Source organism: Streptomyces yongxingensis (assembly GCF_055597465.1).
This window is the reverse complement of record NZ_CM145717.1, coordinates 8,488,298-8,514,830: the sequence shown is the minus strand read 5'-3', so window position 1 is coordinate 8,514,830 and position 26,533 is coordinate 8,488,298. Positions and strand designations below refer to the sequence as shown.

At 72.8% G+C, this 26,533-nt stretch carries 23 protein-coding genes and 1 pseudogene; 12 read left to right on the top strand and 12 right to left on the bottom strand.

What is annotated here, in order from left to right; all coding sequences use genetic code 11:
• Positions 1-9: 9 nt before the first annotated feature.
• Positions 10-645 (bottom strand): annotated as a pseudogene (locus ACZ6TD_RS36525) (RibD family protein); the annotation flags it as partial.
• On the bottom strand, positions 645-1,394 hold the full coding sequence (locus ACZ6TD_RS36520) for a creatininase family protein (protein WP_471344966.1): 750 nt from the start codon (positions 1,392-1,394) through the stop codon (positions 645-647). The pseudogene ACZ6TD_RS36525 and the gene ACZ6TD_RS36520, both read right to left, overlap by 1 nt.
• 97 nt (positions 1,395-1,491) lie before the next feature.
• On the opposite strand from ACZ6TD_RS36520, the gene ribA reads away from it, so the two are divergent.
• The 6 genes from ribA to ACZ6TD_RS36490 all read left to right on the top strand — a co-directional run bounded on the left by ribA (position 1,492) and on the right by ACZ6TD_RS36490 (position 9,892).
• Entirely contained in the window at positions 1,492-2,148 is a 657-nt protein-coding gene (ribA, locus tag ACZ6TD_RS36515) for a GTP cyclohydrolase II (RefSeq protein ID WP_037950114.1), read from the top strand.
• Between the two features lie 180 nt (positions 2,149-2,328).
• Entirely contained in the window at positions 2,329-2,835 is a 507-nt protein-coding gene (locus ACZ6TD_RS36510; RefSeq protein ID WP_471344963.1) for a (2Fe-2S)-binding protein, read from the top strand.
• Positions 2,832-3,821 (top strand): FAD binding domain-containing protein, encoded by a 990-nt coding sequence (locus tag ACZ6TD_RS36505; RefSeq protein WP_471344962.1) that lies wholly within the window; start codon positions 2,832-2,834, stop codon positions 3,819-3,821. Before ACZ6TD_RS36510 ends, ACZ6TD_RS36505 begins: the two co-directional genes overlap by 4 nt.
• Complete coding sequence (locus ACZ6TD_RS36500; RefSeq protein ID WP_471344960.1) at positions 3,818-5,950, top strand: xanthine dehydrogenase family protein molybdopterin-binding subunit; 2,133 nt, start codon at positions 3,818-3,820, stop codon at positions 5,948-5,950. Before ACZ6TD_RS36505 ends, ACZ6TD_RS36500 begins: the two co-directional genes overlap by 4 nt.
• 2 nt (positions 5,951-5,952) lie before the next feature.
• On the top strand, positions 5,953-6,894 hold the full coding sequence (locus tag ACZ6TD_RS36495; RefSeq protein ID WP_471344959.1) for an NAD(P)H-binding protein: 942 nt from the start codon (positions 5,953-5,955) through the stop codon (positions 6,892-6,894).
• Positions 6,895-7,339: 445 nt separating this feature from the next.
• Entirely contained in the window at positions 7,340-9,892 is a 2,553-nt protein-coding gene (locus ACZ6TD_RS36490) for a SpoIIE family protein phosphatase (RefSeq protein ID WP_471344957.1), read from the top strand.
• A gap of 106 nt (positions 9,893-9,998) precedes the next feature.
• Here the strand turns inward: ACZ6TD_RS36490 and ACZ6TD_RS36485 are convergent, their stop codons facing one another.
• Positions 9,999-10,871 (bottom strand): Rossmann-fold NAD(P)-binding domain-containing protein, encoded by an 873-nt coding sequence (locus tag ACZ6TD_RS36485; protein ID WP_471344955.1) that lies wholly within the window; start codon positions 10,869-10,871, stop codon positions 9,999-10,001.
• An 81-nt stretch (positions 10,872-10,952) separates the two neighbouring features.
• Here ACZ6TD_RS36485 and ACZ6TD_RS36480 point away from each other — a divergent pair, with 81 nt between their 5' ends.
• Entirely contained in the window at positions 10,953-11,894 is a 942-nt protein-coding gene (locus tag ACZ6TD_RS36480) for an AraC family transcriptional regulator (protein WP_471344953.1), read from the top strand.
• A gap of 463 nt (positions 11,895-12,357) precedes the next feature.
• Here the strand turns inward: ACZ6TD_RS36480 and ACZ6TD_RS36475 are convergent, their stop codons facing one another.
• Entirely contained in the window at positions 12,358-13,548 is a 1,191-nt protein-coding gene (locus ACZ6TD_RS36475; RefSeq protein WP_471344951.1) for a glycosyltransferase, read from the bottom strand.
• Between the two features lie 277 nt (positions 13,549-13,825).
• Between ACZ6TD_RS36475 and ACZ6TD_RS36470 the strand changes: the two genes are divergently transcribed.
• Entirely contained in the window at positions 13,826-15,790 is a 1,965-nt protein-coding gene (locus ACZ6TD_RS36470) for a glycosyltransferase family 2 protein (RefSeq protein ID WP_471344950.1), read from the top strand.
• A gap of 30 nt (positions 15,791-15,820) precedes the next feature.
• Here ACZ6TD_RS36470 and ACZ6TD_RS36465 read toward each other — a convergent pair whose 3' ends face one another.
• From ACZ6TD_RS36465 to ACZ6TD_RS36450, 4 genes are all read right to left on the bottom strand, one after another.
• Positions 15,821-16,843, bottom strand: coding sequence for a glycoside hydrolase family 6 protein (locus tag ACZ6TD_RS36465; RefSeq protein WP_471344948.1), 1,023 nt, complete (start codon positions 16,841-16,843; stop codon positions 15,821-15,823).
• Positions 16,844-17,003: 160 nt separating this feature from the next.
• On the bottom strand, positions 17,004-17,687 hold the full coding sequence (locus tag ACZ6TD_RS36460; protein WP_471344946.1) for a cytochrome b/b6 domain-containing protein: 684 nt from the start codon (positions 17,685-17,687) through the stop codon (positions 17,004-17,006).
• On the bottom strand, positions 17,671-18,405 hold the full coding sequence (locus ACZ6TD_RS36455) for a molybdopterin-dependent oxidoreductase (protein ID WP_471344945.1): 735 nt from the start codon (positions 18,403-18,405) through the stop codon (positions 17,671-17,673). Before ACZ6TD_RS36455 ends, ACZ6TD_RS36460 begins: the two co-directional genes overlap by 17 nt.
• Before the next feature lie 107 nt (positions 18,406-18,512).
• Positions 18,513-20,168 carry an FAD-binding dehydrogenase gene (locus tag ACZ6TD_RS36450; RefSeq protein ID WP_471358366.1) on the bottom strand — a complete coding sequence of 552 codons (1,656 nt, stop codon included), beginning with the start codon at positions 20,166-20,168 and terminating at the stop codon, positions 18,513-18,515.
• 310 nt (positions 20,169-20,478) lie between these two features.
• Here ACZ6TD_RS36450 and ACZ6TD_RS36445 point away from each other — a divergent pair, with 310 nt between their 5' ends.
• The 4 genes from ACZ6TD_RS36445 to ACZ6TD_RS36430 all read left to right on the top strand — a co-directional run bounded on the left by ACZ6TD_RS36445 (position 20,479) and on the right by ACZ6TD_RS36430 (position 22,576).
• On the top strand, positions 20,479-21,204 hold the full coding sequence (locus ACZ6TD_RS36445; protein ID WP_471344943.1) for a hypothetical protein: 726 nt from the start codon (positions 20,479-20,481) through the stop codon (positions 21,202-21,204).
• A gap of 29 nt (positions 21,205-21,233) precedes the next feature.
• Positions 21,234-21,770, top strand: a complete 537-nt coding sequence (locus ACZ6TD_RS36440) for an NUDIX domain-containing protein (protein WP_471344941.1) — start codon at positions 21,234-21,236, stop codon at positions 21,768-21,770.
• Positions 21,771-21,853: 83 nt separating this feature from the next.
• Complete coding sequence (locus ACZ6TD_RS36435) at positions 21,854-22,219, top strand: YidH family protein (RefSeq protein WP_471358364.1); 366 nt, start codon at positions 21,854-21,856, stop codon at positions 22,217-22,219.
• 18 nt (positions 22,220-22,237) lie between these two features.
• Positions 22,238-22,576 carry a DUF202 domain-containing protein gene (locus tag ACZ6TD_RS36430; RefSeq protein ID WP_471344939.1) on the top strand — a complete coding sequence of 113 codons (339 nt, stop codon included), beginning with the start codon at positions 22,238-22,240 and terminating at the stop codon, positions 22,574-22,576.
• 225 nt (positions 22,577-22,801) lie between these two features.
• Here the strand turns inward: ACZ6TD_RS36430 and ACZ6TD_RS36425 are convergent, their stop codons facing one another.
• The 4 genes from ACZ6TD_RS36425 to ACZ6TD_RS36410 all read right to left on the bottom strand — a co-directional run bounded on the left by ACZ6TD_RS36425 (position 22,802) and on the right by ACZ6TD_RS36410 (position 26,523).
• A complete protein-coding gene (locus ACZ6TD_RS36425) occupies positions 22,802-24,043 on the bottom strand; it encodes an amidohydrolase family protein (RefSeq protein WP_471344937.1) in 1,242 nt (413 codons plus the stop codon).
• Between the two features lie 97 nt (positions 24,044-24,140).
• On the bottom strand, positions 24,141-24,590 hold the full coding sequence (locus tag ACZ6TD_RS36420; protein ID WP_471344935.1) for an Rrf2 family transcriptional regulator: 450 nt from the start codon (positions 24,588-24,590) through the stop codon (positions 24,141-24,143).
• 112 nt (positions 24,591-24,702) lie between these two features.
• Positions 24,703-25,629: an NADP-dependent oxidoreductase gene (locus ACZ6TD_RS36415; protein WP_471344933.1), complete on the bottom strand. Its 927-nt coding sequence runs from the start codon at positions 25,627-25,629 to the stop codon at positions 24,703-24,705.
• Between the two features lie 240 nt (positions 25,630-25,869).
• A complete protein-coding gene (locus ACZ6TD_RS36410; protein WP_471344932.1) occupies positions 25,870-26,523 on the bottom strand; it encodes an NADPH-dependent F420 reductase in 654 nt (217 codons plus the stop codon).
• Between the last annotated feature and the right edge of the window lie 10 nt (positions 26,524-26,533).

Genomic DNA, 26,533 nt, shown 5'->3' with positions numbered 1-26,533 from the left:
CCCCGCGTGCAGGAAGCGCGACACGGTGACCCCGCCGCCCTCGACGAGTATCCGGCCGAGCCCGCGCCGCCGAAGCGCCCGCACCAGGTGGTGGGGGGCAAAGGCGTCCGGGTCGTCAAGCGCCAGCACGTCCACGCCGTCCGGCGGCGCCGGCCGGCGCTCACCGGTGGTGCCCACCACCCACAGGGTCGGAGCTGAGCCATCGGTGAACACCCGTCGGTCGAGCGGCACCCGTCCGCGCGGATCGAGAACGACCCGCACCGGGTGGGCGCCCGCGCAGGCGCGCACGGTCAGTTGGGGGTCGTCCGCGACGGCGGTGCCGGCCCCGACGACCACCGCGTCGGCGAGGGCGCGCAGCCGGTGGAGATGGCGGCGGTCCTCCTCGCCGGTGACGTAGTCGGCGTCGCCGGTGCGGGTGGCGATGAAGCCGTCCAGGCTCTGGCCGAGCTGAGCGATGGTCAGCCACGGCCCGGCCAGGCACAGCGGGAGGTAGCGGTCGACCAGGAGCCGGGCCTCCGGCGAGGCGGCCTCGCTCCACCGCCACCGGCCGTCCGGGCCCCGGACCAGACCGGCGGCCCCGGTGTCCGCCTCGGTCCGGACGGAGCGCAGCCGCTCCCATGCCTCTTCCGTCTCCAGGAAGGTCATCACGCCTCCTCCTCGGCACCGACCAGGGAAAGATACTCGGCGAAGCAATCGACGAGCCCGGCCAGAAGTTCCTTTCCCTTGCCCGCAGACGCCCTGGACGGACGGCCGATGACCCCGGACTCGGTATAGGCGGACATACCGAGGGTGAGCAGATGTTTCCGATCGTCGGATATCCAGTCGGAGGTTTCATGGCCGGGCCGTACGAGTTCCGGATGGGCATGCAGGAGGATCGATGTCTCCAGTTCACCCGCGTGCATATCACTGTTGGCCGGGGTCTCCACTCCGGCGCGTGTCCTGGCGGCATCCCAGTCCGCCGATCCGGGGAATAGCGCCATGCGGAAGTCAGTGCCCGCGGATTCCTGAACGATGTTGCGCAGTACGTAATTTCCGCCGTGTCCGTTCACCAGAATCAGACCGCGTATACCGGAGCGCCTGAGTGAGTCCGCGATATCGCGGACGACGGCGTGGAGGGTGGCCGCGGAAATCGACACCGTCCCTGGCCAGGCGGCGTGTTCATGGGAGCAGGAGACCGTCACCGGGGGCAGTTGGAGCACCGGATACGCGGCCGCGATCTCCCCTGCGACCGTGCAGGCGATGACCGTGTCGGTCACCAGCGGGAGAAATGCGCCGTGTTGTTCGAAGCTGCCTACGGGAAGAACGGCGACATCGGCCCGGTCGGCCCGCACTTCCTCCGTCGTCCGTGTCGGCAACACCATGCCGGCCTGCGGGCGCGTTCCCGAACCGCTCATATCTCGTGGACCTTTCATGTGTCGGCCGGACAGCTTGTTGCTGCGGCTTTCTCATTCTCCTGTACAAGGGCGGTGGTTTTCCAGATAAGATCGGGACATGACAGAAAGTGATGGCGTGTTCGATGTCGACACGCGCACCTCGGGTGTCGAACGAGTGGTGAATGTCCGGCTGGCCACGAAGCATGGCGACTTTCTCGCGATCGGCTATCGGGACCTCGTGCGCGGCGATGAACAAATAGCGCTGGTATACGGCGATGTCGGCGGGGAGGAAGCGCTTACCCGGCTGCATTCCGAGTGCCTCACCGGAGACGCGTTCGGCTCCCGTCACTGCGAGTGCGGCGACCAGCTCTCCGCGGCGCTGAAGGCGATCGTGGCCGAAGGCCGGGGCGTCCTGGTGTATCTGAGGGGCCATGAGGGGCGCGGCATCGGGCTGCTCGCCAAGCTCCAGGCGATGAAGCTCCAGTCCGAGGGGCTGGACACCGTCGAGGCCAACCTCGCCCTCGGCCTGCCGGCGGACGCCCGCGACTACAAGGTGGCGGCGGATGTCCTGCACGACCTCGAGGTGCGCTCCGTGCGGCTGCTGTCCAACAACCCCCAGAAGCGGGACGCGTTGCTGCGGCACGGCGTCCGGGTCAGCGAGCAGGTGCCGCTGCTGATGACTCCGCACAAGGAGAACCTCCCGTATCTGCTCACCAAGCGGGACCGCATGGACCACTATCTGCCCCATCTGGAAGCCGTGATCCAGCGCACCTGAAGGAGTCCCGGGCCCCGGGCCGCGGCCTGGTCCACCGGTGTCGGCCGGGCGTGGGCCGCGGCCCGTATCGGTACGGAGTTTCGGCGTGACCATACCGCCGAACGGGCGATCAGCGCCTATATGTCCGAGAATGGGGGTGCCGCGTGACGTTCCGAAGGACGACGATCAAGGGTAGGGACCATGGACCTCGAGATCGAGCTCCGGGTGGACGGGACCGAGCACCGCCTCACCGTCGACACCCGTACGACGCTGCTGGACGCCCTGCGCGAACGACTGGGGAACACCAGCCCCAAGAAGGGCTGCGACCACGGACAGTGCGGCGCCTGCACCCTGCTGCTCGACGGCCGCCGGATCCTCGGCTGCCTCGCGCTCGCCGTCGCCCACCAGGGCGCGGACATCGTCACGGCGGCCGGGCTCACCGACGGTGAGCTGCATCCGCTCCAGCGGTCGTTCATCGCCCATGACGCCTTCCAGTGCGGCTACTGCACACCCGGTCAGATCGTCTCGGCGGCCGGGATGCTCCAGGAGGCCGGGAAGGGCTGGCCCAGCGCCGTGGCCAAGGACCCGGGCGCCACCGATGTGGTGCTCGACGACGAGGAGATCGCCGAGCGGATGAGCGGCAATCTGTGCCGCTGCGCCGCGTACGCGAACATCGTCCCGGCGATCGCGGAGGTGGCTCACCGATGAAGCCCTTTCGCTACGAACGCGCCGATGAGGTGCCGGCGGCCGTCGCCACCCTGGTGCGGGAGGCCGAGGCGGCCTATCTGGCCGGGGGCACCAATCTGGTCGATCTGATGCGTCTTGAGGTGACGACCCCGGAGGTGCTGATCGACGTCCGGCGGCTGACCTCGGACCGGATCGAGGAGCTGCCCGACGGGGGGCTGCGGATCGGCGCGGCGGTGCCCAACAGCGATCTGGCCGCCGACCTGCGGGTCCGGCGGCGCTATCCGGTGCTCTCCCAGGCGCTGCTCTCGGGCGCCTCGGGCCAGCTGCGCAACCTCGCCACCACCGGCGGGAACCTGCTCCAGCGCACCCGCTGCCCGTACTTCCAGAACGTCACCACCCCCTGCAACAAGCGCGTACCGGGCTCGGGCTGCTCGGCGGTGGAGGGCTATCAGCGCGATATGGCGATCCTGGGCGCCTCCCCCGCCTGTGTGGCCACCCACCCCTCCGACATGGCCGTCGCGCTGGCCGCGCTGGACGCCGTGGTGACGGTGGCCGGTCCGGCCGCCGAGCGGCGGATCCCGCTGACCGAGCTGCACCGGCTGCCGGAGGACGCCCCCGACCGCGACACGGTCCTGGAGCGCGGTGAGCTGATCACCGGGGTGGAGCTGCCGCCCCCGCACTCCGCGGCCCGCTCCCGCTACCGCAAGGTGCGCGACCGCGCCTCGTACGCCTTCGCGCTGGTCTCGGTCGCCGCCGCGCTGGAGGTCACCGACGGGGCGGTACGGGACGTAGCGATCGCGCTGGGCGGGGTGGCGCACAAGCCCTGGCGGGCCACCACGGCCGAGGCGGTGCTGCGCGGCGCGCCCGCCACGCGGGAGAGCTTCGTGGACGCGGCCGCCGCCGAGCTGGCCGGGGCGCGGCCGCTGCCGGGCAACGCCTTCAAGGTCCCGCTCGCCCGCAACACGATGGTCAGCACCCTGCTGGAGCTGCTTCAGGAGGCGCGATGAGCGACGTCACGGCCCGCCCCCGCGCCATCGGCGTCCCGATGGACCGTATCGACGGTGCGCAGAAGGTCACCGGCACCGCCACCTATGCCTATGAATGGCCCCTGGACCGGCCCGTCTATCTGTATCCGCTGCAGTCCACGATCGCCGCCGGGCGGGTCACCGGGGTGGACAGCGCGCTCGCGGAGGCGGAGCCGGGAGTGCTGGCGGTGCTCAGCCATCCAGGCGCGCCCGCGCTGACCCGCCCGGACGATCCGGAGCTCGCGGTGCTCCAGTCCGACGAGGTCGCCTGGCGCGGCCAGTTCATCGGGGCGGTGGTCGCCGAGAGCCTGGAGACCGCGCGCCGCGCGGCGGGGCTCGTCCGCGTGGACTACGAGAGCCGGCCCCCCGATGTGGTGCTGCGCGCCGACCGCGACGACCTCTACTCCCCGGTGCACGCCGCGGCCTTCGGCTCGGGCGGCGGAGAGCTCCAGGACGGCTCGCCCGCCGACAGTGCGCTGGGGGACGTCGATACGGCGCTGGCGGCGTCGCCCACCATGGTGGACGCCACGTACTCCACGCCGATGTACCACAACAACCCGATGGAGCCGCACACCGCCGTGGTCACCTGGCTGGACGGTGAGCTGATCGTGCGCTGCTCCACCCAGGGCGCCTCCATGAGCCAGGCCCTGATCTCCGGGGTGCTGGGTCTTGAACCGGGGCGGGTGCGGGTGATCTCCCCGCATGTCGGGGGCGCGTTCGGCTCGAAGGTCTACCCCCACTCGTACGCCGTGCTCGCGGCGATGGCGGCCCGGAGGGTCCGGCGGCCGGTCAAGTTCTCCCTGACCCGGCAGCAGATGTTCGCCCTGGTCGGCTACCGCCCGGCGTCGATCCAGCGGATCCGGCTGGGCGCGGGCCGGGACGGCAGGCTGACCGCGCTCTCCCACGAGGTGATCGAGCAGACCGCCAAGGCCAAGGGGTACGCGGAGCAGGTGGCCGTCTGCTCCCGGATGATGTACGCGGCGCCGCACCGGCGCACCACCCACCGGCTGGCCCCGCTGGATGTCCCGGTGCCCACGATCATGCGGGCGCCGGGCGAGGCGCAGGGGATGTACGCGCTGGAGTCGGCCATGGACGAGATGGCGATCGCCTGCGGTCTCGACCCGGTGGAGTTCCGGATCCGCAATGAGCCGGAGGTGCACCCGGAGTCCGGGCTGCCGTTCTCCAGCCGCCATCTGACGGACTGTCTGCGCGAGGGCGCCCGCCGGGCCGGCTGGGACCACCGCGACCCGGTCCCCCGTTCACACCGCGAGGGGCGCTGGCTGGTGGGCACCGGCGTGGCCGCCTCGACGTACCCCTCCCCCCGCTTCCCCGGCAACGCGGCCACGATCCGGCTCGCCCCGGACGGCCACTACACGGTGCGGATCGCCGCCGCCGATCTGGGCACCGGCACCTGGACGGCGCTCACCCAGATCGCCGCGGACGCGCTGAGCGTACCCGTAGGGCAGGTGGAGATGCGGATCGGGGACACGGCGCTGCCGGCCGCGTCGGTCGCCGGTTTCTCGGCGGGCATCAACAGCTGGGGCACCGCGATCTGGGAGGCGGCCGACCGGCTGCGGGCCCGGCTCCAGGCCGAGCACGGCGGCATCGCGCCGCCGGAGGGGCTGGAGGTCACCGCGGAGCTGTCCGGCGGCAATCCGGAGGCCGAGCGCTATGCGATGCACAGCTTCGGCGCCCAGTTCGCCGAGGTCCGGGTGGACGAGGACACCGGCGAGGTGCGGGTGGCGCGGCTGCTGGGGATGTTCGACGTGGGCCGGGTCGTCAACCCCAAGACGGCCCGCTCCCAGCTGATCGGCGGAATGACCCAGGGGATCTCGATGGCGCTGTACGAACACAGCGTGCTGGACCCGCGGTTCGGCCATGTGGTCAACCAGGACTTCGCCCAGTACCACATCGCCTCCGCCGCCGATGTGCACTCGGTCGAGGCCCACTGGCTGGACGAGTCCGATCCGTACACCAACCCCATGGGGGCCAAGGGCCTCGGTGAGGTGGGCATCACGGGCACCGCCGCGGCCATCGGCAACGCCGTGCACCACGCGACCGGTGTCCGGATCCGCGAACTTCCCATCACCTTGGACAAGTTGGTGTCCTAGCCGTGCCCGATCCACCGATCCTGGTGACCGGCGCCGCGGGGAACGTCGGGGCCGTCGGCCGCACCGTGGTGGAGGAGCTGCGCCGGCGCGAGCTGCCCGTGCGCACCATGGTCCACCGCGAGGACGAGCGGGCCGAGGCCCTGCGCGCCACGGGCGCCGAGGTGGTGGCGGGCGATCTGACCCGCGCCCCGGATGTGGTCCGCGTACTGGACGGCTGTCGGCGGATGTACTTCGGCATGAGCGTCTCGCCGACGTACCTGGAGGCCACGATGACCACGGCGGCGGTCGCCCGCGACTACGCGCGGCTGGACGCGCTGGTCAACATGTCGCAGATGACGGTCTCCCAGATGGACCTCACCAGCACCTCGGAGTCGACGCAGCAGCGGGAGCACTGGCTGGCCGAGCAGGCGCTCAACTGGTCCGGGCTGCCCGTCACCCACCTCAGACCCACCGTCTTCCTGGAGAATCCGCTGTTCTCGGCCTTCGCCTACCGCTCCATCGCGGAGGAGGGCACGATCCGGCTGCCGTTCGGCGCCGGGCGCACCTCTCCGGTCGCGGCGCGGGACGTCGCCGCGGTGGTGGCGGAGATCCTGGTGAACCCCTCCTCGCACATCGGCAGGACCTACCATCTGACCGGCCCCGCCTCCGTCGACATGACCACCATGGCCGACGAGTTCGCCGACGCACTCGGCCGGCCGGTCGCTTATGTGGACGTCTCCTACGAAGCCTGGGTCAACCACGACCTGAAGGCGCTGGGCCTGCCCGACCACCTCTTCGACCACCTCGCCACGATGGCGCGGCTGCACGCGGAGAACCGCTACGACCGCTGGACCGACGACATCGAGACGATCACGGGAAGGCCCGCGACCGGGGTGCGGGAATTCGTCCGCGAGCACCTCGGGCTGTTCACGAACGCGGCCGGGAGCGGTGGTGCGCCGTGGTGACCCCTGCCCGGCCCCCGCCGCAGCACACCACCCGCCTGACCCCGCGCCGCCCCTGTCCCTGGTCGACCGCCGCCGCGCGACTCGTTACGGAGTGTCCGGGGGACCACGCGCGGGAGCCGCGTATCGATGCTTTCCCCTCCCCGCCCCTTCCCGATACCAGGGGCTCCGCCCCTGAACCCCCGGGGTGCGGGGCGCAGCCCCGGCTGCGGGGTCCAGGGGCGCAGCCCAGATCGCGGGAACGGGGGCAGAGCCCCAGCCGCGAGGCCAGGGGCGGAGCCCCCGGCTGCGGGGGCCAGGGGCGGAGCCCCGGTTTCGGGGGCTGGGGCGGAGCCCCAGGAATCGGGAAGGGGCGGGGAGGGGAGCAGGCCGCCGGAGGCCCCACGATCCGCCGGACACCTCTCGGCACACTCCCGTGCATACACCCCTAAGGGAGTAAATTTTCCCCATGGGCATGGACGTGGCCATCGCCGCACGGATACGCATGATCACCGAAGCGGGTGACGGGCTGAGCGGCCCCGATCTGCTCGGATTCGCGCTCGACCACGCCGTGACGCAGACCGGCGGTCTCGGCGGCATGGTGCATCTGCGCGGCCCCGGCACCCGATCGCCGCTCCTCGCGGCGGTGCACGGGCTGATCCGTACGGTCGCCCGGGACTGGGAGGAGGTCGAGCCGACCGGCGGCAGCGCCCCGGCCCGCGCGATGGCCCAGGGCGCACCGGTGTGGGCGCCGGCCCTCGGCGCCGGGGGTGGCACCGGCCCGGCGCTGCCCGCCGGAAGCGGACTGCTGGCGGTTCCGCTGATCACTCCGGAGGAGGTCACCGGCGCGCTGTCGGTGCTGATGGTCCCGGCCGAGCGGCCCGCACCGGAGCGGCGGGCGGCCGTCGAGGCGCTGGCCGCGTGGGCCGCCCCGCGGCTGCGGGGGGACCCTCCCGACCGGGGCCGGGGCCGAGGCCGGGGCCGGGACCGGGACGGCACCGGCACGTTGATGGCGGACGACCAGGTGAGCCAGGCGCTCTGGCATATGAGCGACGCGTTCTTCGCGGTGGACAGCGAGTGGCGCGTCACCTTCGTCAACGGCGAGGCGGAGCGGCTGCTCGGCGCCGCTCGGACGACTCTCGGCCGGACCCTGTGGGACGCCTTCGCGCGGCTGAGCGTCGACGACGCGGAGCCGGGCCTGCGGAGCCGCTACCGGCGGGCCGCCGAGAGCGGCACCCCGGTCGGGTTCGAGGTGCGCTGGCCCACCGATCAGCGCTGGTACTCCATGCGGCTGGTCCCGGTGCCGAACGGTCTGACGGTCTACGCCGCCGACATCACCGCGAGCCGGGCGCGAGAGGCGGAGCGGGCCGCGGCCGAGCGCGCGGCGGCCGAGCGCACCGCGCGGATCGGCGAGCTGACCGACGCCCTCGCGCAGGCGCTGACGATGCGCGACGTGGTGAACGCCATCGCCGACCGGGTGCTGCCGCCGTTCGGCGCCTCGGGGATCGTGGTGCAGCTCATCGAGGGCAGCGTGATCCGGATCGCCGGGTCCGTCGGCTATCCGCAGCCCTTCCTGGAGTCGATCGACGGGGCCTCGATCCATGATGTGTCGCCGGTCGCGGAGGTGTACCAGACCGGGGCGCCGGCCTTCGTCGAGTCGGCCGAGGAGTACACCGCGCGCTATCCCGCCATGGCCGGGCGGCCCGCCGCGGCGCACAAGCAGGCATGGGCCTTTCTGCCGTTGATCGTCTCCGGCCGGAGCATCGGTTGCTCGGTGGTCGCCTTCGCCGAGCCGCGCCGGCTCGACGCGGAGGAGCGGGCCCTGCTCACCGCGCTCAGCGGACTGATGGGGCAGGCCATCGAGCGCGCCCGGCTGTACGACATGGAGCACACCCGGGCCAAGGAGCTCCAGCGGGGGCTGCTGCCACGTGCTCTGCCGTCGCTGTCCTCGGTCACCACCGCCGCGCGCTATCTGCCCGCCAGCGAGGGCATCGACGTGGGCGGTGACTGGTACGACGTGATCCCGCTGTCCGGCGCCCGGGTGGCCCTGGTCATCGGCGATGTGATGGGTCACGGGCTGTCCGAGGCGGCCACCATGGGCCGGCTGCGCACCGCCGTGAACACCCTGGCCGAATTGGAGTTTCCGCCCGCCGAGTTGCTCACCCGCCTCAACGACCTGGTGAGCGACCTGGGGGACGACTTCTACGCGACCTGCCTGTACGCCGTGTACGACCCGGCCGGCGCCACCTGCGTCTTCTCCAGCGCCGGACATCCGCCGCCGGCCGTCGTACGCCCCGGCCACCCGGTCCGCTTCGCCGGCGGCGCCCCCGATCCACCGCTGGGCGCGGCCCAGCCGCCGTTCGAGACCACCGAGGTGAGTCTGGAGGAGGGCAGTCTGCTGGTGCTGTACACCGACGGTCTGGTGGAATCCGCCGCCCAGGACATCGACCGCGGGATGCGGCACCTGGCGAGCGCGCTGTCCAGCGCGGCCCGCGCGCCCGGCCCGGGGGACGCCCGGTGCGACGGGGACCGGGGCGAGAACGCGTCGCTGGAGCGGCTGTGCGACCAGGTGCTGGCCGAGTTGCTGCCGGAGAAGCAGCTCACCGCCGATGACGCGGCGCTGCTCATCGCCCGCACCCATGCGCTCGCCTCCGACCACATCGCCGCATGGCCGCTGTCCGAGGGGCCGATCGCCGCGGGCGAGGCACGCGATCACGTCCGGACCCAGCTCACCCACTGGGACCTGGCTCCGCTCACCTCCATCACGGAGCTGCTGGTCAGCGAGTTGGTCGCGAACGCCATCCGGCACGGCAAGGGCCCCATCGGGCTGCGGCTGCTGCGCGGCGAGGGGCTGATCTGCGAGGTGACCGACTGCTCTTTGACCACACCCCGGATCCGCCATGCCTCGGAGACCGACGAGGGCGGGCGCGGGCTCCAACTGGTCTCGGCCCTCTCCCAGCGCTGGGGCACCCGCTACACGTCCACCGGCAAGTGCATCTGGACCGAACAGCCACTCCCCTGACGCCCCGCGGACGTCAGACACCCTCCCGAAGACAGACGCCCTTCCGAGGACGGACACCCTCCCGAAGACAGACGCCCCGCGGCAGGCAGCGGCTTTCGGGCGCGCCTCAGCCGGACCAGACCCCGCCCCGCGCGGCCTGCCGCGCGTAGTCCGCGAAGTCCCGGGGCGCGCGGCCCAGGACGCGGTGCACGCCGTCCGTCAGGTGCGCGTTGCGCCCGTCCAGCAAGGTGGCGAAGAGTTCGGTCAGGAACGCCCCCAGTTCGTCCGGCAGCCCGTGGTCGCGCACCAGCGCGGCCCCGTAACTCTCGGCCGAGACCGGCGCATAGCGCACCGCGCGGCCCGTCGCCCCGGCGATCTCCGCGGCCGCCTCGGCGAAGGTCAGCAGCCTCGGTCCGGTGATCTCGTAGGTCCGGTCTCCTGGTCCGTCCCCGGTCAGCGCCGCGACCGCGACCTCGGCGATGTCGTCGGCGTCCACGAAGGGCTCCTTGACGTCCCCGGCCGGGAAGACGATCTCGCCGTCGAGCACCCCGTCACGCAGAATGCCCTCGTCGAAGTTCTGGAAGAACCAACTCGCCCGCAGCACGGTGGCCGCCACGCCCGGCACCCGCACCGCCTCCTCGGCGGGCAGCGCCGCCTCCACACCCCGGGCGGAGAGCAGCACCAGCCGCCGGGTGCCGCGCTCGGCCGCCCGTTCGGCGAAGGCGCGGAGGGTGGCGGCGGCGCCCGGGTCGCAGACGTCGGGGTAGTAGGCGACGTACGCGGCGGCGGCCCCGTCCAGCGCGGGCTCCCAGGTGCGCGAGTCCTCCCAGTCGAACGGCGTCTCGCCGGACCGGGAGCCGATCCGCACCGGGTGTCCGGCCCGGCTCAGCCGGTCCGCCACCCGGCGGCCGGTCTTGCCGGTGCCGCCGAGCACCAGGACGGTCGTGTGCTCTGCGGGCTGCGTTTCCGTGTGCTGTGTTTCCGTGGGCTGTGTCGTCATACGGCCAGTCAACTCGCGGACGGTGAGACGGGCCATGGCCGAGAGGCTCTGCCGCATGCGTGAGCGTCTACGCTGTGCGCCATGGACGCGCTGGCGAGTCTGCTGGACGGCCCGCGGGCCCGGGGGGCCTTTCTGCTGCGGGTCGTGATGGAACCACCCTGGGCGGTACGGATCGAGGACCGGGCCCCGCTGTGTGTGATGACCATGGCGCGCGGCGAGGCGTGGATCGTGCCGGACGGGGGCGAGGCGGTGCGGCTGCGCCCGGGGGGCGTGGCGATCGCGCGCGGCCCGGATCCCTACACGGTCGCCGACGCCCCCGCCACCGCGCCCCAGGCGTGGATCCTCCCCGGTGAGGTGTGCCGTACGGCGGACGGCGCCGATCTAGCCGAGTCGATGGCGCTGGGCGTGCGCACCTGGGGCAACAGCCCGGACGGCTCGGCCACGATGCTCATCGGCAGCTATCTGCTGGACGGCGAGATCAGCGGGCGGCTGCTGGACGCGCTGCCCCCGCTGCTGGCGCTGGACGGCGAGGTGTGGGACTGCCCCCTGATGCCCTGGCTCGGCGAGGAGATCGTCAAGGACGAGCCCGGCCAGGAGGCGGTCCTGGACCGGCTGCTGGATCTGCTGCTGATCTCCGTGCTGCGGGCCTGGTTCTCCCGGCCGGAGGCGCGGGCGCCCGGCTGGTACCGGGCGCTGGGCGACCCGGTGGTGGGCCGCGCCCTGCGGCTGCTCCAGAACAACCCGGTCCATCCGTGGACCGTGGCCGGGCTCGCCGCCGAGACGGGTGTCTCGCGGGCGGCGCTGGCCCGCCGCTTCACCGCGCTGGTGGGCGAGCCGCCCATGGCGTATCTGACCAGCTGGCGGCTGGCGCTCGCGGCGGATCTGCTCCGGGACCCGGAGCACACGCTGGCGGCGGTGGCCCGGCGGGTCGGCTACGGCAGCGCGTTCGCCCTCAGCGCCGCCTTCAAGCGCGAGCGCGGCCTCAGCCCCCGTGCCCACCGCGAAGCGGCCCCCGCCGACTGACCCGCACCCCCTCATGGGCAGCGGTCCGTCCCACGGACGCCCGGACACGGCCTCGCCCGCGGCGACAGGGGGCAGGGCACGGCGGCCGACATGGCGCGGACACGGCATCGCCAAGCCGGCCCGTGGCGCCCCGGGCAGACGACCCTCCCCCGAACGGCCGGGCGCGGCCGGACCGGGCGACGACCGCCCCGACCACGGCATGTGCGGGAACCACTCCGCGACCTGGCCCCGGCCCAGGCCCCCGCCGATGACCACGGCGATGCGGCAAATGCGCTGATGGCCCGTCACCGACCCGCCGGGAACGGCGAGAGGGCGCATGCGGTGGCGGCGCGGCGCGGCATGCGGGGGTTGGCGGGCGACACCCGCGGGCCGTGGTGCGGCCGACCGCGCGGCGGGACAGCCGGCACGGCCGGACGCGAACCGCGAGGGGCGCACGCCGGGGCGGCAGGGCGCGGAGGCCCGCTCAGCCCGCGGGGGCGCCGCGCCGCGGCATGCGGCTGACGGGCGGCACCCGCAGGCAGCCGTCCGGGCCGCAGGTGGTGGTGCGGTCGTAGAGGTCCATCAGACGGCGGGCGCCGCGGGCGATGTCGTAGCGGTCGACGGCGTCCGGGACCGGGAAGCGCAGGGGCCCCTGGGCGCCCTGCGCGCGCAGGGCGGCGGCGAGGGCGGCCGGGCCGGGGGCGATACGGCGGGCGCCGGGCGCGGCGCCGTCGGGGAGTTCGTCGAGGGCGGGGCAGACGGTGTGCAGCACCGGCAGCCCGGCCGCGAGCCCCTCCAGTGCCGCGAGGCCGAACGCCTCCTCGGCGGACGGCGAGACCAGGACGTCCATGGCGGCCAGCAGCGCGGGCAGCCCCGCGGGCCGGTCGTCGGCCGGGCCGACCGCGCCGTCGCGCTCCCCCAGCAGCCGGACCCGGTCGGCCACGCCGAGCCGGGCGGCCAGGTCCTCCAGGGCGGGGCGCTCGGGGCCCTCGCCGACCAGCAGCAGCCGGGCGTCCGGCACCTCGGCGACGGCCCGCACCGCCGTGTCGAACCGCTTGTCCGCCACCAGCCGGCCCACCCCGCCCACCACGAAGGCCCGGTCGGGGATGCCGAGGCGGGCGCGGGCGGCCGCCCGGGCGGTCGGCTCGAAGCGGAAGTGACGGGCGTCGATCCCGTTGGGCACCAGATGGATCCGGCGGTTGGGCACGCCCCAGTCGCGCAGCCGGTCCGCCACGGCCGCCGAGACGGCGACGGTCGCCGAGCCCAGCCGCTCGGCGGCGAGATAGCGGGCGCGGAGGGCGCCGTTGAGCGGACGGCCGTCGATCCGCCGCTCGCCCAGGCTGTGTTCGGTGGCGATCACCGCCCGCACCCCGGCCAGCCGGGCGGCGATCCGGCCGAGCACACATGCCCGGTACAGATGGGTGTGCACCAGGTCGTAGCCGCCGGACCGGATGATCCGCACCAGCCTGGGCACGGTGGTGAACTGCCGCTCGCGCCGGCCGTCCAGAGGCAGATGGGTGACCGGGATGCCGTCCGCGCGAATGCCGTGCGCGGTGGCGCCGGGGCCCGAGAGGGCGATGACGTCACAGCGCACCGGCATATGGCGCAGCAGCAGCCGCAGTTGCTGTTCGGCTCCTCCGGCCCCGAGGCGGGAGATGATGTGCAGGACTCTCATCGGGCGACTGCGCCCCATCCTCCGTATTCCGATGGGCTTCGATCGGTGCCGACCCTGCCAGACGGCGGGATGTAAATCACGTAAGACGCGCGCCGCTGGGCCGTCGGAGTGGATGCCTTACGGACCGTCAACAAAGGCGCGCCGAATATCCGATGTGCACGCTCATGCCCCATGGGATTGTTACCTTCTCATCTCGCGCGATGACCTGAAGAATATGGCCCGTATGGGTCATCGTGGCGCGACATTCGGTTCGAGCCAGCCCCGCGGGAGTGCCCAGATGTCTGCACCGACCCCCGTCAGAGATTCCCCCCGGAAAACCACCGCACGCGCCGTAGCCGGGCCGCCGCCCGCGCGTACCGCGTCGGATTCCCGCGTCCCGCACCACCGTCCCGCCCCGGCGTACGAGTACAAGCGGTACAGCGAGCTGGCGGGCCCGCTGACCAAGGCCCCCGCGGACCGCCCCTACCGGGTGCGCTGCCGGAGCCTGCTGGCGCAGGAGCCGCACCGGTTCCGCGCCGCGCTGCTGCTGTGCGCGGCACCGGTGTGCTCGGCGGTGCTGCTGCTGTGGCTGCTGCACCCGGACCACTGGGTGGAGCGCGACTACGCGCCGGGGTGGCAGCGGGCGGCGGACCTCGCGATGCTGGTCTCGATCGCGCTGATCGAGGGGTTTCGCCTGTTCACGGTCGTCTCCAACGCCCATGCCACGCTGGTGGCGCGGGATCCGGTGCCGGTGGTGGCCACGCCTGGGACCCGCGTGGCGTTCCTGACCAGCTTCGTGCCCGGGAAGGAGCCGATCGCGATGGTCCGGGCCACGCTGGAGGGGGCGGTGCGGATCCGGCACACCGGGCCGCTGGACGTCTGGCTGCTCGACGAGGGGGACGACGACGAGGTCAAGGCGCTGTGCGAACGGCTGGGCGTACGGCACTTCTCGCGCAAGGGCATCGAGAAGTGGAATCAGCCGAAGGGCGCTTTCCGGGCGAGGACCAAGCACGGGAATTACAACGCCTGGCTGGACGCGCACGGCGACGGTTATGAATTCATGGCGTGTGTGGACACCGACCATGTGCCGCTGCCCAACTTCCTGGAGCGCATGCTGGGTTACTTCCGGGATCCGGATATCGCCTTCGTCGTCGGTCCGCAGGTCTACGGGAATTACGACACTCCGGTCACCAAGGCCGCCGAAAGCCAGCAGTTCCTTTTTCACGCGCTGATCCAGCGGGCCGGAAACGCCTATGGCGGCCCGATGTTCGTGGGCACCAACAACGCGGTGCGGATCAGCGCGCTGCGCTCGATCGGCGGGCTGTACGACTCGATCACCGAGGACATGGCCACCGGTTTCGAGCTGCACCGCCACCGCAACCCGGCGACCGGGAAGAAGTGGCGCTCGGTCTACACCCCCGATGTGCTCGCTGTCGGCGAGGGGCCGAGCACCTGGACGGACTTCTTCACCCAGCAGATGCGGTGGAGCCGCGGCACCTACGAGACCGTGCTCAAGCAGTTCTGGAAGGGCCCGTTCACCCTGTCGCCGGGCAAGCTGCTGAACTACTCGCTGATGATCGCGTACTACCCGATGACCGCGGTCAACTGGCTCCTCTCCGCGCTGTCGTGCGCGCTGTTCCTGGTGCTGGGCGCCGCCGGGATCCACATCCCGGCCGAGATGTGGATGATGCTCTACAGCGACGCGGCGATGCTCCAGATCGGGCTGTACATCTGGAACCGGCGGCACAACGTCTCCCCGCACGAGCCGGAGGGCTCCGGCGGGCTGGCCGGGATGCTGCTCTCGGCGCTGTCCGCCCCGATCTACGCCAAGTCGCTGTGCGACGCGGTGCTGCGGCGCACCAGCCGGTTCGTGGTCACGCCCAAGGGCGACTCGTCCAGCCCCGACCGGCTCTCCACGTTCCGTATCCATCTGCTGTGGGCGGGGGTCTTCGGCTCCTCGCTGACCGGCTCGTTCTTCCTGGGGCACACCCATGCGGTGATGCGGACCTGGGCGGTGCTCGCCCTGGCCCTGTGTCTGGCTCCGGTGGCGATCTGGTCGGTGGGGCTGCTGCGCCGCGGCCGGAAGCGTCCGGCGCGTGGCACGGTGCCGACGGCGCGCGACGCGGCCAGCCCCTGCGCGACACCGAAGGAGAGGCGCCCCGAAGGGGCGCGGGGCGGTGTCGATGTGGGCTCCGCCGCGGCGGTGTCGATGTGCGGCTCCGCCGCGTGGGCGACCGGCCACAACGGCGCCGCGGCCGATTGACGGCGGGTCAGGGCACGTCCAGCGGAGCGCTCAGTGGCGGTGGGGGGCGTTGCGGGCCAGGTCGAGGGCGTACTTGGTCCACCAGTGACCCGCCGGAGGGCCGCCGTTGCAGGTGCCGTCGGACTCCCCGGGCCGTTTGATCCACAGATAGGCGTCCACGAGGGGGTCCCCGGTGTGGGTGCTGGGCGGCTCGCCCAGCGCCCGCCCCGGCGGGTTGCACCAGGAGTCCCGCGCCCGGATGCCGTGCCGGGCCGCGCCGCGGGCCCGCAGCGGACCGTTGCCGTTGCGGCTGGTGTCGATGATGAAGTGGGCTTTGTCGAGGGCGGTGGAGAGCCGGTGGCCGTACGCCTTGGTGCGCCGGGTCGGCTGGAAGTTGGAGACGTTCAGCGCGAAGCCGTCCGCCTGCTCGATACCGGCCTCGCGCAGCGGCCGCACCAGCCGGGCGGGATTCTTGATCCAGCCCGGGTTCCCCGCGTCCAGATACACCCGGACCTGAGGCAGCGCGGCGAACAGGGCGACCGCGTCGCGGAGCATCTCCAGCCGGGCCTTGCGCAGCCTGCGCGGCACACAGCCGTCGACGAGCTGGGCCACCGCGTCGGGCTCCAGGACGACGATCGCCTTGCGATCGCCGATCCCGAGGGTGAACTGTTCGATCCACCACCGGTAGGCCGTGCGGTTCCGCGCCCCGCCCGCCGAGTACCGCCCGCAGTCGCGGTACGGGATGTGATAGGCCACCAGGACGGGGGTGGACCCGGTTCGCGCCGCCGATTCGGTGATGGAGCGGGCCCGTTCCCGGGGCGGCGCCGGGCCGAACCATTCGGCGACCGGCTGCTGGGCGATCTGCCGGATGAGCGCGGCGTCGCCGTTCTTTCCCTCGTGTTCTCGCTCATGAGCCTGCCGCGCGGCGGGGCTGTCCGGGTTCACCCAGAGCCCGCCGCGCCGCAGCGGGGACTCGAACATGCGGCATCCACTCAACGGGAGCATCACCGCGAGGCATACGGCGACATGCAGCCAAAGCCGCATAACGGTCGTTCTTGCGCCTTTCTCTCGCATGCGACGCATCATGGCACCGGGTGTCACGGGATCGGCGGACGCGGCGTTCGTGGCCACCGGTTTGGGGCCCCACACCCCGGTCCGGGTGGCCGTCCCGGGTGTCCCCGGCGCCCTCGGCGCCCCCGCGCGTCCTCAGCGATCTTGGCGCCCCCGCGCGCCCTCAGCGGTCTCGGCGCTCCCGCGCGTCCTCGTCCGTACGCCACAGGGGGTGCTCCCGGGCCGCCCACGCCCGCTCGACCCGGCCCGTGCGCATCCCGCGCCGGGCCTCCGGATCGGCGAGCGCCTTGCCGATGTGGCCGAGCAGGACGATGCCGATGGCCAGCGCCAGCCAGTCGTGGACGAAGGTCGCGCTGGTGCGCCACACCAGCGGGGCCAGACCGGTGAACCACATCAGCAGCCCGGTTCCCGCCATCACCAGCACCGCCCCCGAGATGTACCCCGCGTACAGCTTCTGCCCGGCGTTGAACTTCCCCGCCGGGCGCTCCTGGGGCCGGTGGTCGCGCCGCAGCGCCGCGCGCAGCCAGCGGCGGTCGTGCGGGCCGAAGCGGTTGAGGCGGGTGAGATCGGCGCGGAAGGCGCGGGAGACGAGGCCGAGCAGGGCCGGGAGGGGCGTCAGGATGCCGGTCCACTCATGGACGGTGACGACGAGCGCGCGCCGGCCGACGAGTTCGGCGAGCGCGGGCAGATAGAGACAGGCCGCGCTGAGCACACACGCGCCCAGCAGGAGGGCCGTGGTGCGGTGGATCCAGCGCTCGGCGGGGCTGAACCGGAGCACCCGGGAGCCGCCGTCCCGGTCGTCGGCCCGCCGCGCCGGCGCCATCGCCTCCTCAGGCGGTGGGGTCATCGTCGCGTCCGTTCGACCTGCCGACCCAGGCGTCGACGTCATAGCCCCGCTCCTCCCAATAGCCGGGCCGCACCTCATCGGTGACGGTGATGCCGGAGAGCCACTTCGCCGACTTGTAGAAGTACATCGGCGCCACATACAGCCGCACCGGCCCGCCGTGGGAGTGGCCGAGCGGCTTGTCCCGCAGCTTCAGCGCCACCAGCACGTCCGGCCGCCGCGCCTGCTCGAGGGTCAGGCTCTCGCTGTACGCGCCGTCGAAGCAGGTGAAGCGGACCGCCTTGGCCTCTCGGCGCACCCCGGCGGCGTCGAGCAGCGCCGACAGCCGCACTCCCTCGAACGGGGTTTCGGGCACCCGCCAGCCGGTGACGCACTGGACGTCGCGCACCAGGCGGGTCTGCGGCAGCGCGCGCAGATCGGCGAGGCGGTACGCGCCGGGCTCGTCGACGAGTCCGTCGACGGTGAGGCGGTAGGAGCCGGCGTCCTTGTGGGGCACGGAGGAGGTGACGGAGTAGTAGCGGAAGCCGCCGCCGTTGGGGAGGAGTCCGGTCACCCCCGTCGGGTCCTTGTCGGCCACCGCGCCCAGGGCGGTCTCCAGCCGGCCCTGCAGCCAGGGGGCCGCGGCCATCGCGCCCGCGCCGAGGCCGAGCATGCCGAGGACGAGGCGCCGGCCGACGGGCGTGCCGTGGCCGTCGGGTCCGGCACCGGTGTTGGGGTCCATGGATCGATGAGAGCACCGGGCGGGGGCGGTGCGCCATCTCCTGCCGGGATTCGTCAGACTTCGGTAAGACTCCGGGGACCGGCGGCGTACGAGGGGTTACGCCGTTACTACCCCACCGCCTCGGCCGCCGCGCGGCCCGCCGTACGGCCCGAGAAGAGGCAGCCGCCCAGGAACGTGCCCTCCAGGGAGCGGTAGCCGTGCACTCCCCCGCCGCCGAAGCCCGCCGCCTCCCCGGCCGCGTAGACACCGGGCAGCGGTTCGCCGCCCTCGGTCAGGACGCGGGAGGAGAGGTCCGTCTCGAGGCCGCCGAGGGTCTTGCGGGTCAGGATGTGCAGCCGCACGGCGATCAGCGGGCCCGCCTTGGGGTCGAGGATCCGGTGCGGGGCGGCGGTGCGGATGAGCCGGTCGGCGATGTACTTGCGGGTCCCGCGCAGGGCGGTGACCTGGAGGTCCTTGGTGTACGGGTTGGCGATCTCGCGGTCCCGGGCGACGATCTCCCGGCGCAGTTCGGCCTCGTCGATGAGCGGCTCCTTGGTGAGCTCGTTCATCCGCCGGACCAGCGCCGGCAGCGACCGCTCGACGATGAAGTCCGCGCCGTGGTCCATGAACGCCTGGACCGGGCCCGGGGCCCCGGCCCGCCCACGGCCGATCACGTCGCGGACGCTCTTGCCGGTGAGGTCCGGGTTCTGCTCGGAGCCGGAGAGCGCGAACTCCTTCTCGATGATCTTCCGGGTGAGCACGAACCAGGTGTAGTCGTAGCCGGTCCGCATGATGTGCTCGAGCGTGCCGAGGGTGTCGAAGCCGGGGAACAGCGGCACCGGCAACCGCTTGCCGCGCGCGTCGAACCACAGGGACGACGGGCCGGGCAGGATGCGGATGCCGTGCCGGGGCCAGATCGGGTCCCAGTTCTGGATGCCCTCGGTGTAGTGCCACATCCGGTCGCGGTTGATGATCCGTCCGCCGGCCCCCTCGGCGATGCCGAGCATATGGCCGTCCACATGGGCCGGAACCCCGGAGATCATCCGCTCGGGCGGGGAGCCGAGCCGCTCGGGCCAGTTGGCGCGGACGAGGTCGTGGTTGCCGCCGATGCCGCCGGAGGTGATGATCACGGCTTGGGCGCGCAGTTCGAAGGCGCCGGTGACCTCGCGGCTACTGGAGGTGCCGCGCTCGGCCCGGCTCGGCTCCAGGATGTCGCCGGTGACGGTGTCGACCGCGCCCGCGCTGCGGGCCAGCCCCGTCACCCGGTGCCGGAAGCGCAGCTCGACCAGGCCGCGGGCGGCGGCCGCCCGCACCCGCCGCTCGAAGGGGGCGACGATACCGGGGCCGGTGCCCCAGGTGATGTGGAAGCGGGGCACGGAGTTGCCGTGCCCGGTCGCGTCGTAGCCGCCGCGCTCGGCCCAGCCGACGAGCGGGAACAGCCGCAGCCCCTGGGCGTGCAGCCAGGACCGCTTCTCGCCCGCCGCGAAGTCCACGTACGCCTCGGCCCAGCGGCGCGGCCAGTGGTCCTCCTCGCGGTCGAACCCGGCCGTGCCCAGCCAGTCCTGCCAGGCGAGTTCGCGGCTGTCGCGGATGCGCAGGCGGCGCTGCTCGGGCGAGTCGACGAGGAAGAGGCCGCCGAAGGACCAGTGGGCCTGGCCGCCGAGCGACTGCTCGGGCTCCTGGTCGAGCAGGATCACCTTACGGCCGGCGTCGGCCAGTTCGGCGGTGGCCGCGAGGCCCGCGAGCCCCGCGCCGACCACGATCACATCCGCGTCGTACGCCATGGTGTGGTGTCCCGTTCTCGTGAGCCCGCCGACGCCCGCCCCGGTGTGCCGACGGTGTGCCGGCGGCGTCATGACCGCGATCCTGCCTACCGGCCAGTACGGCGTCAACCCGGGGCATGGGAGCGGTTTCCGGGCCGGTGCCGACCCGTTCCGGCTCGTCAACTCCCTCCGTGAAACCTGGGCGTGGAACAAAAGGTCACAATCGTTCACCGACATTGGACACGGTTCGGCCAAGCGGGCATCATCATCGACCATGGCTGACCGCTCCGTTGAGCACTCAGGGCCGAGGCCCGATGTCGAACGTCGTGTGGTGAACCCGACGCTCGTGACGCCCGGCCCACAGCCCCTCGAAGCCGGGCCGTCCGCGGACGAGGCACCACAAGTGCTCCGCGGCGAGGTGATCGGACCCCGGCACGCCCGCCGCCGCCCGGTGGACAACCGGCGCAAGGCGGCCGCCGGGGCGATTCTGCTGTCGGCCACCGGCGCGGCCACCGCGCTCTTCATGCTCATGGGCAAGGACGCCCGCCAGGCGACGGCCGCCCCCGGACACGACAGCTCGTCGGCCGCCCCGGACGAGCCGGAGGGCCGTGCCGTCCCGTACGCCGAGTCGGCGGCGGGCGAGACCCCGTTACGCGGCGCGCGCGCCGAGAAGCCCGAGCCGCAGCAGCCCGCAGCCGCGCCGCCGGCGTCGCAGGCCCCGGCGGCCGACACCTCCGCGCAGGACAAGCCCCGGACGCCGCCGTCCGGCAAGGGCCGCTCGACGCCGTCCTGGCCGGGCTGGTCGTCCCGGGGGCCGGGGAGTGACGACGACTGGCAGGACGCGGTGGAGGCGTTCGACCGCTGGGCCGAGCAGCAGGCGAGGCAGCGCGGTGAGGACGGCGGCTCCGGGCCGTACGGGCCGGGGCCGGGCCAGGGCCAGGGCGGCGGTCACGGGGACGGCTACGGCGGCGGGTACGGGAACGGCGGGGGGAACGGCTACGGCGGCGGCTATGGGGGCGAGTACGGGGGCGGCTACGGCGGTGGCCACCGGCGCTGACCGCGCCCACGATCTGCTTGTATGGCGGTATGCCTGATCAGGAACCGCTTTCCGCCGACGAACTGCTGGACATCGTGGACGAGCGGGACCGCGTGGTGGGCCAGGCCCGACGCGGTGACGCCATGGCCCACCGGCTCCGCCACCGCTGCGTCTTCATCCAGGCGCGGGACGCCCAGGGCCGGATCTTCGTCCATCGCCGCACCGCCGAGAAGCTGGTCTTCCCCTCGCTGTACGACATGTTCGTCGGCGGGGTCGTCGGCGCGGGCGAGGGCTACGACGAGGCGGCGCTGCGCGAGGCGGAGGAGGAGCTGGGGGTGCGGGGGCTGCCCGCGCCCGTACCGCTGTTCTCCTTCCTCTACGAGACGCCCGAGCACACGTGGTGGAGCCGGGTCTACGAGGTGCGCTGCGAGCTGCCGGTCGATCCGCAGGCCGAGGAGGTCGCCTGGCACGCGTTTCTCACCGAGGAGGAGCTGACGCGACGGCTGCCGGAGTGGGAGTGGGTGCCGGACGGGTGGGAGGCGTACCGGCGGCTGGTGGAGTGGCGCCGTGAGAAGGTCGGAAAGTGACGGATTCTTCCGGACCCTCGGAGCCTTCCCGCCGTACCGAGCCGCGCGGGGCGGGCCACACCTCAGCGGTCTCGGACGTCCGGCTGTGGTTCGCGCCCGAACGGCTGCGGGCGGAGGGCAGCACCCCCGACTACCGCTTCTCGCTCGCCAACGAACGGACCTTCTTGGCGTGGCTGCGCACCGCGATGGCGCTGGTGGGCGGCGGGTTCGCGGTCGACCAGTTCCTCCCGGAGACCGGCCGCCCGCTGCGGCTCGCGCTGGCGCTCATCCTGCTGGCGGGCGGCGCGCTGTGCGCCCTGCGGGCCATCAGCCACTGGGTGCGCTGCGAGCGGGCCATGCGGCGCGGCGAGGACCTGCCGACGTCCCGCTTCCCGATCGTGCTGGGGCTCGCGGTCGGGGTGGTCGCACTGCTGATGGTGATCGTGGCCGCCTTCGGGTGGGGTGGGTGAGCGGGGAGGTGTGAGGCGATGCCGGAGGGGAAAGGGACCGACGGATCCCGAACGCGGGACCGGGACCCCGGCCTCCAGCCGGAGCGGACGCGGCTGGCGTGGCGGCGTACGACGCTGGCGTGCGCGGTGGCCGCCTCGCTCGCGGGCCGGCAGACGCTGCACAGCGGTATCGACCCGGTCTCGCTCGTGGTCCTGGCCCTGGTGGTGCTGGTCTGGCTGGCCTTCCTGGCCCTGGCCCACCACCGCATCCGGGCCATGCACGCGCCCCGGCCGCCCGCCCTGTCCCCGCGGGCGGCCGCGGCCGCGGTGGTCTGCACGGTCGCCTTGGCCGCCCTGGGAGCGGCGACACTGCGATAGGGCCGGCCGGGCCGGGGGCGGGGCCCGGCCGGCTGGAGCCGGGGGCACGAGTGCGGCCCGGGGACGCCTGCGGCGGGCGAAGCTCCCCGCCCCGCCCCTTCCCGATACGAGGGGCTCCGCCCCTCGACCCCACCGGGCTCCGCCCCGGGCCCAGCCGCGCCGGCGCGCACGCCGGCCCCACGCGGTGCGGCCCATGCGGGATCGGGCGGCGCCTTGGGGGTACGGCTAGCACTCGTAGACGATCTCGCCGTTCAGGATCGTCATGCCGAGTTCGCGAAGGTTGCTGATGTCCTGGGTGGGGTCGGCGTTCAGCACGATCAGGTCGGCACGCTTGCCGGGCGCCACCGCGCCGAGATCGGGGCGGACGCACTGCCGCGCCGCGCCGCTGGTGCCTGCGACAAGCGACTGGACGGGTGTCATCCCCGCCGCCACCATCAGCTCGGCCTCTTCCAGTGTGTTCGCCCCGAACTGACCCCGGCCACTGAAGGTGTCGCTGCCCAGGGCGATGCTCACACCGGCGTCGGCGACCTTCTTGACGTTGCCCCGAGCGTCGGGATGGCTCGCGTCGTGGGCCCAGAGCGTCGGCGTGTAGGTGACGTCGCGCTCAAGCATCAGATCGATGAGCGAGTCATCGGTGATGGGCTCGACCGTCACACCGTGCTCCAGGCCGTCGGCGCCGGCTTCGATCGCTTCGCGCGCCGCGACCTGCTGGGTCGTGTGCACGGTCACCCTGAGACCGCGCTCGTGCCCGGTTTCGATTCCCGCGCGAAGGAAATCGAGGGGGAGCCGCACAAGCTCGACAGCCTCCGGGAAAGCCGGTATGTGCCAGACGTACGTGGGTGAGCCGGAGTGCGCGCACGCACCTTCCGACAGGAGTTTGATCGCGTCCACCTTGCGGTCGGCCAGATGGTGCACCAGATCACGCATCTGCCGCACGCTGTCGATCTCGCCCGTAAACCGTGCGCGGGCCCAGGGATTGCCCCTGAAGACGGTGGCCGCGGGATGTCCGTCCCGTCCGGTGATGCCGCAGCCGGTCGCCAGGAGCCGCGGACCCCGTAGCGTGCCCGCGGCGACCTTGGCCCGCGCGTCCAGGATTCCGCCGGTCGGATCGCCCACCGACTTGATGGTGGTGATCCCGTGCCGGAGGAAGGAGCCAAGCCGTCCGGGAAGCTCGTTCTCCTCGAACAGCCGCATCGATTCCGGATCGGATACCGCGAACACGTCGTAGAAGTGGATGTGTGTGTCGATCAAGCCCGGCATCACCCATCCTTCCGCCGCGTCCACCTCCTTGACACCCCTCAGCGGCTCCGCCGATACGGCGGCGATCTCTCCGCCCATGACGGCGACGTCGTACAGCCCGGCGTGTGCCCTGTGGCCGTCGAAGACGTGTGCACGGCGAATGACGAGGTCGTACGTCGCGGGTTCGCGGACGTCGTCCCTCGTGATCACCTCGGGTTCATAGGTCATCGCTCTCCCTCCTGATCGGGGCCGTTCAAACTGACACCACGGTGGTTACATTTTAGGTATGGGTGACGACGGAGAAGGCACTTCCGTCGCCACTCGGTCAGCGCTTCGCCGGCGCGAGTTCGTGCTCGCCATCCAGCACGTGCCGGAGCAGGCTGGCGATCGTCGTGCGGCCGAGCCGTTCCTCCATGGCCCGTTCCGCGTCCTGGAACTCCACCTCGAGCACGTCGCAGATGTTGCGTCCGACCTCGCACGCGTCGCTGGGCGGATGAGCGTGCCGCGACAGGACTCGCCCGTCCTCGACGGCGGCATAGGCGTCGTAGAGCGTGATCTCCCGTGGGGCACGAGCGAGAGACCAGCCGCCACCGCGACCCTCGGTGGACCACACCAGGCCGGAGTCCCGCAGGCGGCCGAGGACGCGCCGCACGAGAACCGGATTGCTCGCCAGGCTCTCCGCGATCTCCGCAGAGGTCAGTGAGCCTCCACCTCGGTACGCCAGCATGGTGAGCGCGTGAATCGCGACCGCGCTCCTGCTGCTGAGGCCCGCCATCTCACCCTCCTGACTCGAGTGGATCACTCTAACTGAAACCACGGTAGTTACAGTTGTTTCGCCCGTCAATCCGGTACGGGCCGGGGCGGGACCGGCTCCCAGATCGCTCGGCTCAGTCCACCGTGATGGCGATCTTGCCCCTGACGTGGCCCTCCATGCTCAGCCGCTGCGCATCGGCCGTCTTCTGGAGGGGGAAGACCGCGGAGACCTCCACGCCGAGGGCGCCGCGTTCGGCGAGGTCGGTGAGGTCCTGAAGGTCGTCGGGGTCGGGGCGGACGAAGACGTAGCGGCCGCCCAGGCCGAGGACGGCGGGGTCGGCGATGGAGGCCAGGCGGCCCTCGGGGGCGAGGAGTTCGGAGGAGACGGCGAGCGCGTCGCCGCCGACGAGGTCGAGAACGGCGTCCACCCCGTTCGGGGCGAGGACGCGGACCCGGTCGGCGAGCCCGTCCCCGTACGCGGTCGGCTCGGCCCCGAGCGCCCGCAGATACTCGTGGTTGCGCTCCCCCGCCGTGCCGATCACCCGCGCCCCCATGTGCCGGGCCAACTGCACCGCCATCGAGCCGACCCCGCCCGCCCCCGCGTGCACCAGCACCGTGTCGCCCTCGCCGACCCTCAGCGCCCGCACCAGCGACTGGTACGCCGTCAGGCCCGCCAGTGGGATGCCCGCGGCCTGTGTGAAGGAGAGGTTCCGCGGTTTGCGGGCGAGGGTGCGGACGGGCGCGGCCACGTACTCGGCGCAGGTGCCCCGGGAGAGGAAGTCCTCCCGTACGTACCCGATCACCTCGTCACCGGGCTGGAACTCCGTCACCGCCGGGCCGGGCCGCTCCACGACCCCCGCGACGTCCCAGCCGGGGATGACCGGGAAGACCGCGTCCAGGATCGGTTCGAGGTATCCGGCCTGCGCCTTCCAGTCGACGGGGTTCACGGCGGCGGCCTTGACCCTGATCAGCACGGAGTCGGGGCCGACCTTGGGCTCCGGCCGCTCCCCGTACTCCAGGATCTCGGGGCCGCCGTAGCGGCGGTAGCTGATGGCCTTCATGGTGGCGCTCCTCGCGGTCTTCGCGGTTCGTGGCGGGTTCGCGGTTCGTTCGCGGGTTCGCGGCTTCCTTCGTCGGGCTCGCGGTTTCCTTCGTGGGCTCGCGCTTCGTTCACGTGTTCCCCGTCCCGGCGTGTTCTTGCCCGCTCCTCCCCTTCGACGCTCCTGCGCACCCACCGCCACCGCAAATCCGCGCCCCTCCGCACCCCTCCACACCCCATCCGCGCCACCCGCCCCCGCCCGCTACACCGGACCCTGCGCCGCCAGCGGCGGCAGCGCGGCGCGCGGCTCCACCCCGCCGAACCAGAAGCCCAGCAGAAACGCCACGGTGGACTCCAGCAGGCGGGCCCGCTCCAGTCCGCCGGCGTCCAGCGGTACGCAGCCCATGTCGCGGACCAGGGTCCGTACGGCCTCCAGGGCACCCTCGTCGTCCCCGCACAGCGGGACCGCCAGCGGGCCGTCGGCGAAGACCGGCGGGGTCATCCGCCAGACCGCGTCCGCGCAGTGGCAGAACCCCTTCACGACCCGCGCCCCGACGGCCCGCGCGGCGATCCGCTCGGCCATGCCCGGTCCGCCGTCCGTGGCGAGGGTGAAGCGGCCGGGGACGATCGCGTTGGTGCAGTCGATCAGCGCCCGGCCGCTCAGCGTCCCCTCGGCCGCGCCCGCCGCCTCCAGGGCCGCCTCGACGCCCTCGTACGCCACCGCCAGCAGCGTCACCTCGCCGAATCCGGCGACCTCGGGCAAGCTCCCCGCCCGCGCGCCGTGGCCGATCCGGGCGGCCAGCGCCTCCGCCTTCGGCCGCGAGCGGCCGCCGATGAGCAGCTCGTGGCCCGCCCGCGCCCACTGGGTCCCCAGCGCGTCGGCCATATTGCCCGTGCCCAGCACTCCGATCCGCATAGCGGTCTCT